This is a genomic window from Citrobacter sp. S46_ASV_140 (assembly GCF_018919545.1).
GTDB classification, from domain to species: Bacteria; Pseudomonadota; Gammaproteobacteria; order Enterobacterales; family Enterobacteriaceae; genus Citrobacter; species Citrobacter braakii.
In genome coordinates, this window is the sequence record NZ_JAHLRC010000031.1 from 1 (window position 1) to 14,252 (window position 14,252).

A 14,252-nucleotide genomic window follows, 5' to 3' on the forward strand; every position below is an offset into this window, starting at 1 on the left:
GTAGCCAGGATGCTTTCGTCGGCCTGATGAACAGCTATGTGAATGCGCTGGGCCTGAAAAACACCCACTTCCAGACCGTTCATGGTCTCGATGCTGACGGTCAGTACAGCTCGGCTCGCGACATGGCGATGATTGGTCAGGCTCTGATTCGCGACATGGCGATGATTGGTCAGGCTCTGATTCGCGACGTGCCTAACGAATACTCTATCTATAAAGAAAAAGAGTTCACCTTTAACGGCATTCGTCAGTTAAACCGCAACGGCCTGCTGTGGGATAACAGCCTGAATGTCGACGGTATCAAAACCGGTCACACCGATAAGGCTGGCTATAACCTCGTTGCATCCGCAACCGAAGGCCAGATGCGTCTGATCTCCGCCGTTATGGGTGGTCGCACCTATAAAGGCCGAGAAACCGAAAGTAAAAAACTGCTGACCTGGGGCTTCCGTTTCTTCGAAACCGTGAACCCGTTGAAAGTGGGTAAAGAATTTGCCTCAGAACCCGCCTGGTTTGGTAACACCGATCGTGCGTCGTTAGGCGTTGATAAAGACGTCTACCTGACCATTCCGCGCGGCCGCATGAAAGATCTGAAAGCCAGCTATGTGTTGAACACCACTGAACTGCACGCCCCGCTGCAGAAAAACCAGGTTGTCGGCACTATCAACTTCCAGTTGGATGGCAAAACCATTGAACAGCGTCCACTGGTGGTGCTGCAGGAAATCCCTGAAGGCAACTTCTTTGGGAAAATCATTGATTACATTAAATTAATGTTCCATCACTGGTTTGGCTAAAAATCGAACACTTGAAAGTGTGATTTACGTCCCCATATACTAGGTATCCAGATAACTCCCACGCGCAGTGGGAGTTATTATTTTTTGATGTAACGCCGGAGCTGACATGAAAACCAAACTTAACGAACTGCTTGAATTCCCTACTCCATTTACTTACAAAGTAATGGGGCAGGCGTTGCCTGAGCTGGTTGATCAGGTGGTTGAAGTGGTACAGCGCCATGCGCCAGGTGATTACTCTCCGACGGTAAAACCGAGCAGCAAAGGCAACTACCACTCGGTCTCAATCACCATCACTGCTACACACATTGAGCAGGTTGAAACGCTGTACGAAGAATTAGGCAATATCGATATCGTACGCATGGTGCTGTAAAAACCTGTCGGTTACCCGCTGCATCCCCGCTCGGGTAACCCCTCCCCCCTGTGATATACTTTTCCCTCTTTAACATTCTCTACGGAGATGCCGTTTTGTATCAGGATAAAATTCTGGTCCGCCAGCTCGGTCTTCAACCTTACGAGCCAGTCTCTCTGGCCATGCATGAATTTACCGATACCCGTGATGAAAACAGTCATGATGAAATCTGGCTGGTAGAGCATTATCCTGTCTTCACCCAGGGTCAGGCAGGTAAAGCTGAGCACGTATTGATGCCGGGAGATATTCCGGTGATCCAGAGCGATCGTGGCGGTCAGGTGACCTACCACGGGCCAGGCCAACAGGTCATGTATGTGCTGTTGAACCTGAAGCGTCGTAAACTTGGCGTTCGCGAACTGGTTACGCTGCTGGAGCAAACCGTCGTGAATACCCTTGCCGAAATCGGCATTGACGCCCACCCGCGAGCCGATGCGCCTGGCGTATATGTGGGTGAGAAGAAAATCTGTTCTTTGGGATTACGTATCCGTAAAGGATGTTCATTTCACGGCTTAGCGCTCAACGTGGATATGGACTTGTCACCTTTCCTGCGAATCAATCCTTGCGGTTATGCCGGAATGGAGATGGCGAAAGTATCGCAGTGGGATAGCACAGCCACGACCGAGAGCATTCGCCCCCGCCTGCTGGCCAACATCTTCGCGCTATTGGGTAACCCACCGCACGAGTACATCGCGGACTGAAAATACGGTCATACTTTGCCACGGCATATGTTGTGGCAAATGGCACAAAACAACAACTATTTTACATTTTGCCAGCCTGTCAGGCTGCTTTCTGGCCCGTTTCAATGATATACTGCGTATCACTAATTCAAAAATAGTTGATAAATGCAACATTCCCTTGAATTGAAACGCTTTCCTTCGTAATTCGCAACTGGAACACGCAAGCTATGAGTAAACCCATTGTGATGGAACGCGGTGTTAAATACCGCGATGCCGATAAGATGGCTCTTATCCCGGTAAAAAATGTGGCAACAGAGCGTGAAGCCCTGCTGCGTAAACCGGAATGGATGAAAATAAAACTGCCAGCGGACTCCACTCGCATCCAGGGCATCAAAGCGGCAATGCGCAAAAATGGCCTGCACTCTGTCTGCGAAGAAGCTTCCTGCCCTAACCTGGCTGAATGTTTCAATCACGGAACAGCAACCTTTATGATCCTCGGCGCAATCTGTACTCGCCGTTGCCCATTCTGTGACGTTGCCCATGGCCGTCCAGTTGCTCCTGACGCCAACGAGCCGTTAAAACTGGCTCAGACGATTGCAGACATGGCGCTGCGCTATGTCGTGATTACCTCCGTTGACCGCGACGATCTGCGTGACGGCGGCGCTCAGCACTTTGCTGACTGCATCACCGCGATTCGTGAGAAAAGCCCGTCGATTAAAATCGAAACGCTGGTGCCTGACTTCCGTGGTCGTATGGATCGCGCGCTGGATATCCTCACAGCCACGCCGCCGGACGTGTTTAACCACAACCTCGAAAACGTACCGCGTATTTATCGTAATGTACGCCCTGGGGCTGACTACAACTGGTCACTGAAGCTTCTGGAACGCTTCAAGGAAGCACACCCTGAGATTCCGACCAAATCGGGTCTGATGGTGGGTCTGGGTGAAACTAATGCTGAAATCATTGAGGTCATGCGCGACCTGCGTAGCCATGGCGTGACCATGCTGACGCTGGGGCAGTATTTACAGCCAAGCCGCCATCACCTCCCGGTTCAACGCTATGTAAGCCCGGATGAGTTCGATGAGATGAAAGCAGAAGCCATGGCTATGGGCTTTACCCACGCTGCTTGCGGTCCATTCGTGCGCTCTTCATACCATGCTGACATGCAGGCCAAAGGGCTGGAAGTGAAGTAATCGTGTAATACTCACTTACATATCAGCAATAAAAAACCGGCAAATCGCCGGTTTTTTTCATGCAGAGTTTGCAGAATTACTCTTTATGAGAAAGCTTCTCAGCCTGAACGCTACCATCAGCCTCTTTCTTGGCATCGGCATTATCGTCGTTCATTGCTTTCTTGAAGCCCTTGATTGCCGTCCCCAGGTCTCCACCCAGAGTACGTAACTTCTTGGTACCAAACAGCAGAACAACCAGTGCGGCAACCACCAGCAGTTTGGTAATACTAATCTCACCCATAGATACCTTCTTGACTTAAACCAGGCTACATAAAGCGCCATATTAACCTGAGAATATTAACGGCCTTTCGACGCGCGCACACAATAGCAATCTGTAACAAGGTGAATCAAGCCTTGTTTAAAAAAACGTCATAATAATTGCGGTGGCGCAAAGCGTCGGTTACTTAACACCGGAAGTTGTGCCCTGACCTGCCTGACCCGCTCGGCGGAAACCTCGGCCATAATGAGCGCGGGCGTTTCAGCCGCCGCCGCAATAGTCACGCCAAAGGGATCGATGACCCGGCTTTGGCCGATATTCTTGTTGCCGCACTCTCCGGCCGCAACCAGATAACACGTGGCATCCAGCGCTCTTGCCGCCAAAAGCGTGGCCCAGTGATGCTCTTTTAACGCTCCCCGCACCCAAGCCGCAGGTAAAACGAGAATCTCAGCCCCCTGCAACGCGAGCGCCAGCGCCAGCTCAGGGAAGCGCAGGTCATAGCAGGTCATTAGCCCTACTTTTAATCCGCCTACGTCCAGCAGCGGCGCTATGGCGTCCCCTGCATCGACATTACGTGACTCCTGAATCGAAAAGGCGTCATAGAGATGTAATTTAGCGTAATGGGCCACTACCCGACCAGCCCGTAGCGCCACCAGCATGTTAAATGCCCGGCCTGGCACAGAGGGAACATGAATCGTCAGGATTGTCGTCATCTCATTTTGTGCGCTTTCTCGCAACAAACGCGTCAGAAACCCACCTTCCAAAAGCTGAGCTGATTTCACTGACAGGTCAGGGTCTAAATCGTCACGCGCCAGCAATGCCTCCGGTAATACCAGTAGCGACGCCCCCTCTCCTGCAGCCTGAGACATCAGTAAGGCGCAGGTTTCTGCATTTTTTTCCCATGAAGGTCCCACGGCAAATTGCCCTGCTGCAACGAACATATTCCCTCCAGAAAACTTTGTTAAGCTCGCCAACAACAATTATTCAGCGTTACACTCACCCTCTATACAATCAAATAGCAGGATTACGCAGTGTTACAACTCCTTTTAGCGGTTTTTATCGGTGGTGGCACAGGTAGCGTAGCAAGATGGATGTTGAGTATGCGGTTTAACCCGCTGCATCAGGCCATTCCATTCGGTACGCTGGCTGCAAACTTACTTGGCGCATTTATCATTGGTATGGGTCTGGCATGGTTTAATCGCATGACAAATATTGACCCAATGTGGAAGGTGCTGATTACTACTGGCTTTTGCGGGGGACTGACAACGTTTTCCACTTTCTCTGCTGAGGTAGTGTTTTTACTGCAGGAAGGACGCTTTGGTTGGGCTATGGTGAATGTACTGGTTAATCTGTTGGGATCATTCGCGATGACCGCCCTGGCATTCTGGTTGGTTTCTGCCTCTCCCGCACATTGAAGCGAAAAAAACCCGCAATTAAGCGGGTTTTGAATGCTTGCTGTCGTATGCTTACAGAGCGATTACGTTTGCAGCAGAAGGGCCTTTGGCACCGTTAGTGATTTCGAACTCTACACGCTGACCTTCAGCCAGAGTTTTAAAACCATTGGTCTGGATTGCAGAGAAGTGTACGAACACATCTTTGCTGCCATCTTCCGGAGTAATGAAACCGAATCCTTTGGACTCATTAAACCACTTAACGTTACCTTTAATCTTAGACATCAAAATTACCTTTACATGAAAAATAGACACAAATGCTGTGTCGGGTATCAGTACAACAATTGTGGTGCACTTTGTCCAGTCGAACTTTATCAAAAAGTGATAAATGTCGCGTTATTTTTCAGTTAAACTTCCTATCACTATGTTTTTAAAAGACTTTACAATAAACCACCTGACAATACAGGTAGTCCATCAAAACTGGAACCGCATCCACGCAAAGTAGACGTTGCCGTTGTTATACGTTCCAGGAATGTAGGTCATCTGAAACGTTGCCGGACCATAACCAATTGATGCCAGCGGTAACAGCACCGGTACCGGAATGTAGTTCCAGTTATCACGCGCGGTGAAACCGGCGGTAAAGCCGAGACCTGTATGGAAGTTTTCATCAGCCAGCGGTCGCCAGGTTTTTTCCCAGCCATAGCCGCCAATGGGTTCCCATTTATTGTAGGAATCCTTAAACGCCATGATATAAAGTCCGTGCCAGTTACCTTTATCATCCCAACGGGATTGACCAAATCCTGCACCCCACGGCCGTTCATTGTAGCGATCCGTTTTTTCTTTATCGTAGGCAAAACGCGCATGCCAGGTAATAGCAGGTACATACAGATCATAATGTTCCGGCTGCTGCCAGGTTTCACTGACATTATCTTTAAAAGTAGCAAACCAGCCTTTATCTTCAGCAGCAGCCTGGGAAGTGAAAGCTAACTGAATAAAAGTAAATGAAAAAATGAGAAAATATCGTTTAGCGAAAATCACAACTTAATTACCATCCTGGGATTTATTATTAATTTTAGCAAACCCAACCTTAATGTCAGCTTAACAAAAATGCGCAAATAAAAAATCAGAATATTCCTCAGCCTATAAGTTATCCCTTTATTTACTGAGCCATTTCATAGGAACTATTTTCTCTTTATTGCCAATAAATTGTGCTTTCCTGCGGCGAGAGTTAAATAACATCACAATAAATTAACAATAAGTCATCAATATCACCACAAAACACACACACCAACGCTGCGCTTCACAGTTTTTTATTGTGATATTGTTTTTTTAATCGCGATGCTGAAAAAACGGCTTAGCCATCGCTTGAATCCGTATTTTTATTGATTTCAATCAGCAAGAGTTATCGGTTTATTAGGCACATTCTGTCACCACTTTTTACTTTTTTTAGTTTTTTAACTTTCTGGGCAGCAATGCGACAGGGGAAACAATGTTGACATTTATTGAACTCCTTATTGGGGTTGTGGTTATTGTGGGTGTAGCGCGCTACATCATTAAAGGTTATTCCGCGACAGGCGTACTGTTTGTCGGCGGTCTGGTTTTGCTGATTATCAGTGCGTTGATGGGCCATAAAGTTTTGCCGTCTAGCGCAGCAACGACGGGCTATACGGCAACAGACATTGTTGAATATATTAAAATTTTGCTGATGAGCCGTGGCGGCGATCTCGGCATGATGATTATGATGCTGTGTGGTTTTGCCGCCTACATGACGCATATTGGCGCGAATGATATGGTGGTTAAGCTGGCCTCTAAGCCGCTGCAGTATATCAATTCACCTTATCTGCTTATGATTGCCGCCTATTTTGTCGCCTGCCTGATGTCCCTGGCGGTCTCTTCAGCAACCGGTCTGGGCGTATTGCTGATGGCGACATTGTTCCCGATCATGGTTAACGTTGGGATTAGCCGTGGCGCCGCAGCGGCCATTTGCGCCTCCCCAGCCGCTATTATTCTTTCGCCAACATCCGGTGATGTAGTGCTGGCTGCAAAAGCCGCGGAAATGCCGCTGATCGATTTCGCGTTTAAAACCACGTTGCCAATTTCCATTGCCGCCATCATTGCTATGGCGATTGCCCACTTTTTCTGGCAGCGTTATCTGGATAAAAAAGAGAACATTTCTCATGAAATGTTAGATGTGGCTGAAATTACCACTACCGCCCCGTCGTTTTACGCCATCTTGCCATTTACCCCGATCGTTGGCGTCCTGATTTTCGATGGAAAATGGGGCCCACAGCTGCATATCATTACGATTCTGGTGCTGTGCATGCTCATCGCTGCTGTGCTGGAGTTCGTACGAGGATTCAACACCCAGAAGGTTTTCTCGGGTCTGGAAGTCGCCTACCGTGGTATGGCGGATGCCTTTGCTAATGTGGTGATGCTGTTAGTCGCGGCGGGCGTTTTTGCCCAGGGTCTGAGCACAATCGGCTTTATTCAGAGTCTGATTTCTATCGCCACCTCGTTTGGCTCCGCGAGCATTATTCTGATGCTGGTACTGGTGATCCTGACTATGCTGGCGGCAATGACCACGGGGTCCGGTAACGCACCGTTCTATGCCTTCGTTGAGATGATCCCGAAACTGGCGCACTCTTCTGGTATTAACCCGGCTTACCTGGCTATCCCGATGCTGCAGGCATCAAACCTTGGACGCACAATCTCTCCGGTCTCCGGTGTGGTTGTCGCTGTCGCAGGGATGGCAAAGATCTCTCCGTTCGAAGTAGTGAAACGTACCTCGGTTCCGGTTCTGGTTGGACTGCTGGTTGTGATTATCGCAACTGAAGTGATGGTGCCGGCGACGTCCGCCCTGATTGGCGGTTAACGATAACTGTCAGTATCTGACCTTGATACGCAAAATCATTTAAGCTGCATCAAGGCGGCAAGTGAAGACATCCCCAGTACCATAGATAATTATGTGCCTGGGGTTTCTTCACGCAGCCCACAAAGAGGCAGCTTCAAGGATGACGTGAATTAGCCGCCGTGATAAATACGCTGCGGCCTCCCCACCTTACCGTGAATAATCTCCGCAATAATCAAATGACGGCTGGCACAGTACTCCAGGTAGCGCCTGGAGGTGGTACGGCTGATAGTGAGCGCCTGGGCGATCGTTTCCGCAGTATGATGTACCGTCGGATCGGCAAATAATTTCAACACCGCATTCAGCGTTAACGCATCAATTCCGGTCGGCAAATCGCCTTTCGGTTCGCCGCGCGCATAAGCATTAAACATTTCATCAATCTGCTTTTGACTGGCGCTGTCATTACCGGCCAACATGCGTCTGCGCTGTTGATAACGCGTCAGCGTCTGTCCCAGGCGCTCGTAGGCAATGGGTTTAACCAGATAATCAAACGCGCCGCTGCGCACGGCCTCGGAGACCGTTTCCATGTCGCTGGCCGCCGTGGTAAACACCACGCCGCCCGGATAACGCGTCTGGGTTAGTTCATGCAACAACGTAATTCCCTTGCCGTCCGGCAAGTAGTTATCGAGCAGAATCAAACCGGGCTTAAAACGCTCAATCATCATCCTCGCTTGCGCAAGATTACCCGCCAGCCAAATCTGGCTGAAGCCGGGTATATGGCGGATATATTCAGCATGCATTTCCGCCAGTAGCGTTTCATCCTCAACGATCAATAGCGTTAATGGTTCCGTCATTATTTTTTTTCACTTTCGGAAGAAATAAAGAAAATAAGGTGCCGCAGGGGGAGTTATCTTCGAGTGTAATCACCCCGTTACAGCGCCTCACATAACTTGCAATCAGATACAAACCGATGCCATGTTCACCTGGTTCATCGGTACGGGTGCTCACACCCTGTTCAAATATTTTTTCACGCAATGCTTCCGGTACACCGCATCCCTGATCGGCAACTTCGATGATCACGTCATCCCCTTCATCGCTCAAATAGAGTTCGACGATCTTGTTGCCTTGCTGGGTGCGCAAGCTCGCTTCAAATGCATTATCAAGCAGATTGCCAACAATTGCTGCAAACTCTGTGCTATCCAGCCCCTCAGGGAGTTGATGCAGTTGACTGCCAGGAACGATAGTCATAGTGAGGCCCAGTTCACGTGCACGCTGCACCTTGCCAAACAACAGACCGGCTACCTGACGATCGGCAAACGCGCCACGCAGGCTGTCAATCAGTTGCTGTTGCGCCTGCGACTCCCCCTGCACCATTGCCAGCACCCGGTCATACTCTTTCATTTGCAGCAGGCCATTAATGGTCGACATCCAGTTAAGGTGTTCATGACGCAGCGTTCTCAGGCTCTCTACATACTGTTTGATCTGCGTTAATTGCGCATTAAGAGTAGCAATTTCATCTTTACTACGAAAACTGATGATTGCCCCAAGCAGTTCATCGCCGGAGCGAATCGCCTCACGGTTAGCGATAACGCTCAGGCCATTAAAGTTCACCATCGCGTCCTGTCGTTTTTCCGCAATCTGCTGGGTGAAAAAGTCAGTCGGCTGAACCACCTCACTAACCGGTTTTCCAAGCCACTTTCGTCCAGGCGAAGACAGTCCCAGCATTTTCCTCGCGCTGCGGTTTATTGCGGTGATATACCCATCAGGGTCCACGGCGATCAAACCTTCATATACCGAGCTGAATAGCGCTTCCTGCTGACGCACTACCCGCGCAATTTGCTTAGGCTCCATCCCCAACATCTGCCGGCGAATATGGGCGGCAAATAACCAGGAGAGCAGCATAAGTACCAGCAACAGCAGGATAAACACCCCTGCCATTGGGAGTAAAAAATCCGATCGCCAGCTATCGATTTTACTGATCAGATAGCCAATTGAGACCACGCCAATAATTTTGCCATCGTCATCAAAGATGGGCGTTTTGGCGCGCATCGCCATCCCAATCGACCCTTTGCCGGTAATAAAGTAACTTTCCCCTCTTTCCAGCGCGCCGGGTTTAGTGAACTGCATCGGGTAGCCAATTTTTTCCGGATTTGGGTGGTAAAGGCGGACAGAGTTGGTATCCCCGATCACCACATAGTCGAAGTCAGTCCCGCTCTGCAGTTTGTCGGCAATGGTCGCCAGACGCTTGTAATCACGATGCTTCACCGCCGCGATGATACTGTCGTTAGAGGCGATGATTTTGGCCTGGTTCATCGCCATATCGCGGACATGTGTTGCCAGATAATCTTCAAAGCTGGCGGTAAAGTATTGTGCTAACGCGGCGATAATAAAAACAGAAACGACCAAAATAAGCAGAAAGATACGCAATGGAAACGCCAGACTGCGAAAAAAAGGAAACCGTGTTTTATTTTTCTGCTCTGCCATATTTCTTCCTCAGCGACGATACCCGAAACTTATTTCTCATTGTAGTTGTAATAAAAATGTTTTATTTGCAAGTTGCGGTATAAAACAGGATCGTTGCAGATTCCCCACCTTAAATCAATTAAACAAATTAAAACCACACGCTATTTCGGAGTTAAATTAATTAAAAAACTTAAAACCATAAAACACATTAAAACCTTCTAACTTATTGTGAAATAAATCAAAAATTACCTCCAAAATACTCCTTACGATGTATGCAGCAGGGAAAAAAAGAAATACTCCGTAATAAAAAAACATTCCCTTCAATTGCAAACAAGAAGTTATCAGGTTGCTAAACAGAGCAACAAAAACAGAAACCCAGTAACAAATATAGCATCGGGGCTCTATTCACTATGTTCGGTAATAATATATTCACGCAAGTTAAACGCTCAGAAAATAAAAAGATGGCGGCTATCGCGCAATTTCTGAAAGAGAATGATTTGAGCGTTGATACAACTGTCGAAGTATTTATCACCGTCACCCGTGATGACCGCCTGATTGCCTGCGGCGGCATTGCCGGCAATATCATAAAGTGCGTCGCCATCTGCGAATCCGTAAGGGGTGAAGGCTTAGCGCTGACGCTGGCGACCGAGTTAATCAACCTCGCCTATGAGCGCCACTGTACGCACCTCTTCATCTATACCAAAACCGAGTACGAGTCGCTGTTTAAGCAGTGCGGTTTTTCTACGCTGACCAGCGTTCCCGGCATTATGGTGCTGATGGAAAACAGCACCACACGTCTGAAACGCTACGCTGAATCACTGGCGAAACAGCGCCATGAAGGGAAAAAAATTGGCTGTATCGTCATGAACGCCAACCCCTTCACCAACGGACATCGTTTTCTGATCCAACAAGCAGCCGCGCAATGTGACTGGCTGCATCTGTTTTTGGTGAAAGAAGATACCTCGCGTTTTCCGTATGAAGACCGACTGGATCTGGTGCTTAAAGGGACAAAAGACATTCCACGTTTAACCGTTCATCGCGGTTCGGAATACATCATTTCCCGCGCCACATTCCCGTGCTACTTCATCAAAGAGCAGAGCGTTATTAACCACTGCTATACCGAAATAGACCTGAAAATCTTCCGCCAGTATCTGGCCCCGGCTCTTGGCGTCACGCACCGCTTCGTCGGTACCGAGCCGTATTGCACCGTCACCTCCCAGTACAACAACGATATGCGCTACTGGCTGGAGACCCCAACGCTTCCCGCCCCACCGATTGAACTGGTGGAAATTGAGCGGCTGTGCTTCCAGGAGATGCCGATTTCTGCCTCCTGGGTGCGCAAGCTGCTGGTTAAAAAAGATCTCACGGCTATCGCATCCCTGGTCCCTGACGCCACGCTGCACTATCTGCAAAGCATGGTTGAGCGGGCCTCATCGGGTGCGGCAGTCCGCCAAAATACCCCCGCATTAGCAACAGGTGAAAAATGAAAATAAACCAGGCAGCCGTCGCAGGCACACTCGAGTCCGGTGATGTGATGATTCGCATCGCCCCACTCGATTCGCAGGATATTGACCTGCAGGTTAACAGTAGCGTCGAAAAGCAGTTCGGTGATGCCATCCGGGCCACCATTCTGGACGTTCTGTCCCGCTACAACGTACGCGGCGTGCAATTAAATGTTGATGATAAAGGCGCACTGGACTGCATTTTACGTGCGCGACTGGAAGCACTACTGGCCCGCGCTGGCGGTATTCCTGCACTGCCATGGGAGGATTGCCAGTGATTAGTAAATCTTTGCAGCAACGTAAAACCCGTACCCGCCGCAGCATGCTGTTCGTACCGGGCGCCAATGCCGCCATGGTCAGCAACTCGTTCATCTATCCGGCAGATGCGCTGATGTTCGACCTGGAAGACTCCGTCGCGCTGCGCGAGAAAGATACTGCTCGCCGTATGGTGTACCACGCGCTGCAGCATCCGCTGTATCACGACGTTGAAACTATCGTGCGCGTAAACGCCCTCGACTCCGAATGGGGCATTAACGATCTCGAAGCCGTGGTACGCGGCGGCGCTGACATCGTGCGTTTACCGAAGACCGATACCGCGCAGGACGTCATCGACATCGAAAGCGAAATCCTGCGTATCGAGAAAGCCTGTGGCCGTGAGCCCGGCAGTACCGGTCTGTTAGCCGCCATCGAATCGCCGTTAGGCATTACCCGCGCGGTAGAAATTGCCCACGCTTCCGAGCGCCTGATCGGTATTGCACTGGGTGCGGAAGATTATGTGCGTAACCTGCGCACTGAGCGCTCTGCGGAAGGGACTGAACTGCTGTTTGCCCGCTGCTCTATTTTGCAGGCGGCACGCTCTGCCGGCATTCAGGCGTTCGACACCGTTTATTCCGATGCCAACAACGAAGCGGGTTTCCTGCATGAAGCCGCACACATCAAGCAACTGGGTTTTGACGGTAAGTCGCTCATCAACCCGCGCCAGATCGAGCTCCTGCACAACCTGTATGCGCCGACACGCAAAGAGCTGGCTCACGCGCGCCTGGTCGTGGAAGCCGCTGAAGCCGCCGCTCGCGAAGGCCGTGGCGTAGTTTCCCTGAACGGCAAAATGGTCGACAGCCCGGTTATCGAGCGCGCCCTTCTGGTTATCTCCCGTGCAGAACTTTCCGGCATTCGCGAAGAATAAGGCAAAAAAATGACGCAGAAAATCGAACAGTCTCAACGCCAGGATCGCGTGGCGACCTGGAGCCGTCATGCAGAAAGTGAGCTTTCCGCTTATCAGAGCACCGCAAAAGTAGAATTACAGGCGCAAAAACCGCGCGACAAAAAGCTGTGCGCTAACCTGGAAGACGCCATTCGTCGTTCAGGTTTACAGGATGGCATGACCATCTCTTTCCACCACGCTTTTCGCGGTGGCGATCTGACGATTAACCTGGTGATGGACGCCATCGCCAGAATGGGCTTTAAAAATCTGACGCTGGCCTCCAGCTCCCTGAGCGACTGCCATGCTCCGCTGGTTGAGCACATCCGTCAGGGCGTGGTCAGCCGTATTTACACCTCCGGGCTGCGTGGCCCGCTGGCGGAAGAGATCTCCCGTGGCCTGCTGGCCGAGCCTGTGCAGGTCCACTCCCATGGCGGCCGTGTACACCTGGTGCAAAGTGGCGAACTCAGCATTGATGTGGCGTTCCTCGGCGTACCGTCCTGTGACCAGTTTGGTAACGCTAACGGCTATACCGGTAAAGCGTGCTGTGGTTCACTGGGCTATGCCCGCGTCGATGCCGAAAATGCAAAACAGGTTGTCCTGCTGACTGAACAGCTGCTGACCTATCCGCATAACCCGGCCAGCATTACGCAGGATCAAGTGGATCTGATTGTACAGATCGATCAGGTCGGCGATGCGGACAAAATCGGTGCTGATGCGACACGCATGACCACCAACCCGCGAGAACTGTTAATCGCCCGTAGCGCGGCAGACGTCATTGCTAACTCCGGTTACTTCAATGAAGGCTTCTCACTGCAGACAGGAACCGGCGGCGCTTCTCTGGCCGTTACTCGTTTCCTGGAAGACAAGATGCGCAGCCGCGATATCCGTGCTGACTTCGCGCTGGGCGGCATCACCGCTACCATCGTTGACCTGCACGAAAAAGGCCTGATTCGCAAACTGCTGGACGTACAGAGCTTTGACCGTAACGCGGCTGAGTCGCTGGCCCGTAATCCAAACCACATTGAGATCAGTGCCAACCAGTATGCCAACTGGGGCTCAAAAGGCGCCTCCGTCGATCGTCTGGACGTCGTGGTGCTGAGTGCGCTGGAAGTTGATACCAGCTTCAACGTTAACGTACTGACCGGTTCTGACGGCGTACTGCGCGGCGCATCCGGCGGTCACTGCGATACTGCGGTTGCCGCTGCGCTTTCTATCATTGTCGCTCCGCTGGTTCGCGGACGCATCCCGACGCTGGTTGATAACGTCCTGACCTGCGTAACCCCGGGCTCCAGCGTAGACATCCTGGTCACTGACCACGGTATCGCCGTTAACCCTGCGCGTCCGGAACTGGCTGAACGTCTGAAAGAAGCCGGTATGAAAGTGGTGTCCATTGAATGGCTGCGCGAACGTGCACAGCAGCTCACCGGTCAGCCACGCGCTATCGAATTCACCGACCGCGTGATTGCCGTTGTGCGTTACCGCGATGGCTCGGTGATTGACGTTGTGCATCAGGTGAAGGAATAA

Annotated in this window: 15 protein-coding genes and 1 pseudogene; 10 read left to right on the plus strand and 6 right to left on the minus strand. The window is 50.6% G+C overall.

What is annotated here, in order from left to right; all coding sequences use genetic code 11:
- The 4 genes and pseudogenes from KQJ19_RS10580 to lipA all read left to right on the plus strand — a co-directional run.
- Positions 1 to 788: pseudogene (locus KQJ19_RS10580) on the plus strand (serine-type D-Ala-D-Ala carboxypeptidase); the annotation flags it as partial.
- A gap of 106 nt (positions 789 to 894) precedes the next feature.
- The gene (ybeD, locus tag KQJ19_RS10585) at positions 895 to 1,158 is read left to right on the plus strand and encodes a DUF493 family protein YbeD (protein ID WP_003022706.1); all 264 of its coding nucleotides are present in this window, start codon (positions 895 to 897) and stop codon (positions 1,156 to 1,158) included.
- 95 nt (positions 1,159 to 1,253) lie between these two features.
- Positions 1,254 to 1,895: a lipoyl(octanoyl) transferase LipB gene (gene lipB / locus KQJ19_RS10590; protein WP_016152231.1), complete on the plus strand. Its 642-nt coding sequence runs from the start codon at positions 1,254 to 1,256 to the stop codon at positions 1,893 to 1,895.
- A gap of 206 nt (positions 1,896 to 2,101) precedes the next feature.
- Complete coding sequence (gene lipA, locus KQJ19_RS10595; protein ID WP_003022702.1) at positions 2,102 to 3,067, plus strand: lipoyl synthase; 966 nt, start codon at positions 2,102 to 2,104, stop codon at positions 3,065 to 3,067.
- A gap of 76 nt (positions 3,068 to 3,143) precedes the next feature.
- On the opposite strand, the gene tatE is transcribed toward lipA, so the two are convergent.
- Both tatE and KQJ19_RS10605 read right to left on the minus strand, forming a co-directional pair.
- Positions 3,144 to 3,347 (minus strand): twin-arginine translocase subunit TatE, encoded by a 204-nt coding sequence (gene tatE / locus KQJ19_RS10600; RefSeq protein WP_016152230.1) that lies wholly within the window; start codon positions 3,345 to 3,347, stop codon positions 3,144 to 3,146.
- 128 nt (positions 3,348 to 3,475) lie between these two features.
- Complete coding sequence (locus tag KQJ19_RS10605) at positions 3,476 to 4,264, minus strand: deaminated glutathione amidase (RefSeq protein WP_216403643.1); 789 nt, start codon at positions 4,262 to 4,264, stop codon at positions 3,476 to 3,478.
- Between the two features lie 90 nt (positions 4,265 to 4,354).
- Here KQJ19_RS10605 and crcB point away from each other — a divergent pair, with 90 nt between their 5' ends.
- Entirely contained in the window at positions 4,355 to 4,738 is a 384-nt protein-coding gene (crcB, locus tag KQJ19_RS10610) for a fluoride efflux transporter CrcB (RefSeq protein ID WP_003831281.1), read from the plus strand.
- Between the two features lie 51 nt (positions 4,739 to 4,789).
- Here crcB and cspE read toward each other — a convergent pair whose 3' ends face one another.
- Together cspE and pagP are read right to left on the minus strand one after the other, a co-directional pair.
- On the minus strand, positions 4,790 to 4,999 hold the full coding sequence (gene cspE / locus KQJ19_RS10615; protein WP_000034825.1) for a transcription antiterminator/RNA stability regulator CspE: 210 nt from the start codon (positions 4,997 to 4,999) through the stop codon (positions 4,790 to 4,792).
- A gap of 189 nt (positions 5,000 to 5,188) precedes the next feature.
- Complete coding sequence (gene pagP / locus KQJ19_RS10620; protein WP_210590548.1) at positions 5,189 to 5,752, minus strand: lipid IV(A) palmitoyltransferase PagP; 564 nt, start codon at positions 5,750 to 5,752, stop codon at positions 5,189 to 5,191.
- A gap of 451 nt (positions 5,753 to 6,203) precedes the next feature.
- On the opposite strand from pagP, the gene dcuC reads away from it, so the two are divergent.
- Complete coding sequence (gene dcuC / locus KQJ19_RS10625; RefSeq protein ID WP_047501759.1) at positions 6,204 to 7,586, plus strand: anaerobic C4-dicarboxylate transporter DcuC; 1,383 nt, start codon at positions 6,204 to 6,206, stop codon at positions 7,584 to 7,586.
- 149 nt (positions 7,587 to 7,735) lie between these two features.
- On the opposite strand, the gene dpiA is transcribed toward dcuC, so the two are convergent.
- A complete protein-coding gene (dpiA, locus tag KQJ19_RS10630) occupies positions 7,736 to 8,416 on the minus strand; it encodes a two-component response regulator DpiA (RefSeq protein WP_016152226.1) in 681 nt (226 codons plus the stop codon).
- Complete coding sequence (gene dpiB / locus KQJ19_RS10635) at positions 8,385 to 10,046, minus strand: sensor histidine kinase DpiB (RefSeq protein ID WP_046274583.1); 1,662 nt, start codon at positions 10,044 to 10,046, stop codon at positions 8,385 to 8,387. Before dpiB ends, dpiA begins: the two co-directional genes overlap by 32 nt.
- 389 nt (positions 10,047 to 10,435) lie before the next feature.
- On the opposite strand from dpiB, the gene citC reads away from it, so the two are divergent.
- Genes citC through citF form a run of 4 tightly spaced genes read left to right on the plus strand, consistent with a single transcriptional unit; the run spans position 10,436 to position 14,252 of the window.
- Positions 10,436 to 11,512, plus strand: a complete 1,077-nt coding sequence (gene citC, locus KQJ19_RS10640; RefSeq protein WP_016152224.1) for a [citrate (pro-3S)-lyase] ligase — start codon at positions 10,436 to 10,438, stop codon at positions 11,510 to 11,512.
- Positions 11,509 to 11,805 (plus strand): citrate lyase acyl carrier protein, encoded by a 297-nt coding sequence (gene citD / locus KQJ19_RS10645; RefSeq protein WP_003831276.1) that lies wholly within the window; start codon positions 11,509 to 11,511, stop codon positions 11,803 to 11,805. The genes citC and citD overlap by 4 nt, the downstream gene beginning before the upstream one ends.
- A complete protein-coding gene (locus KQJ19_RS10650; protein WP_216403644.1) occupies positions 11,802 to 12,710 on the plus strand; it encodes an aldolase/citrate lyase family protein in 909 nt (302 codons plus the stop codon). Before citD ends, KQJ19_RS10650 begins: the two co-directional genes overlap by 4 nt.
- 9 nt (positions 12,711 to 12,719) lie before the next feature.
- Positions 12,720 to 14,252, plus strand: a complete 1,533-nt coding sequence (gene citF / locus KQJ19_RS10655) for a citrate lyase subunit alpha (protein ID WP_016152222.1) — start codon at positions 12,720 to 12,722, stop codon at positions 14,250 to 14,252.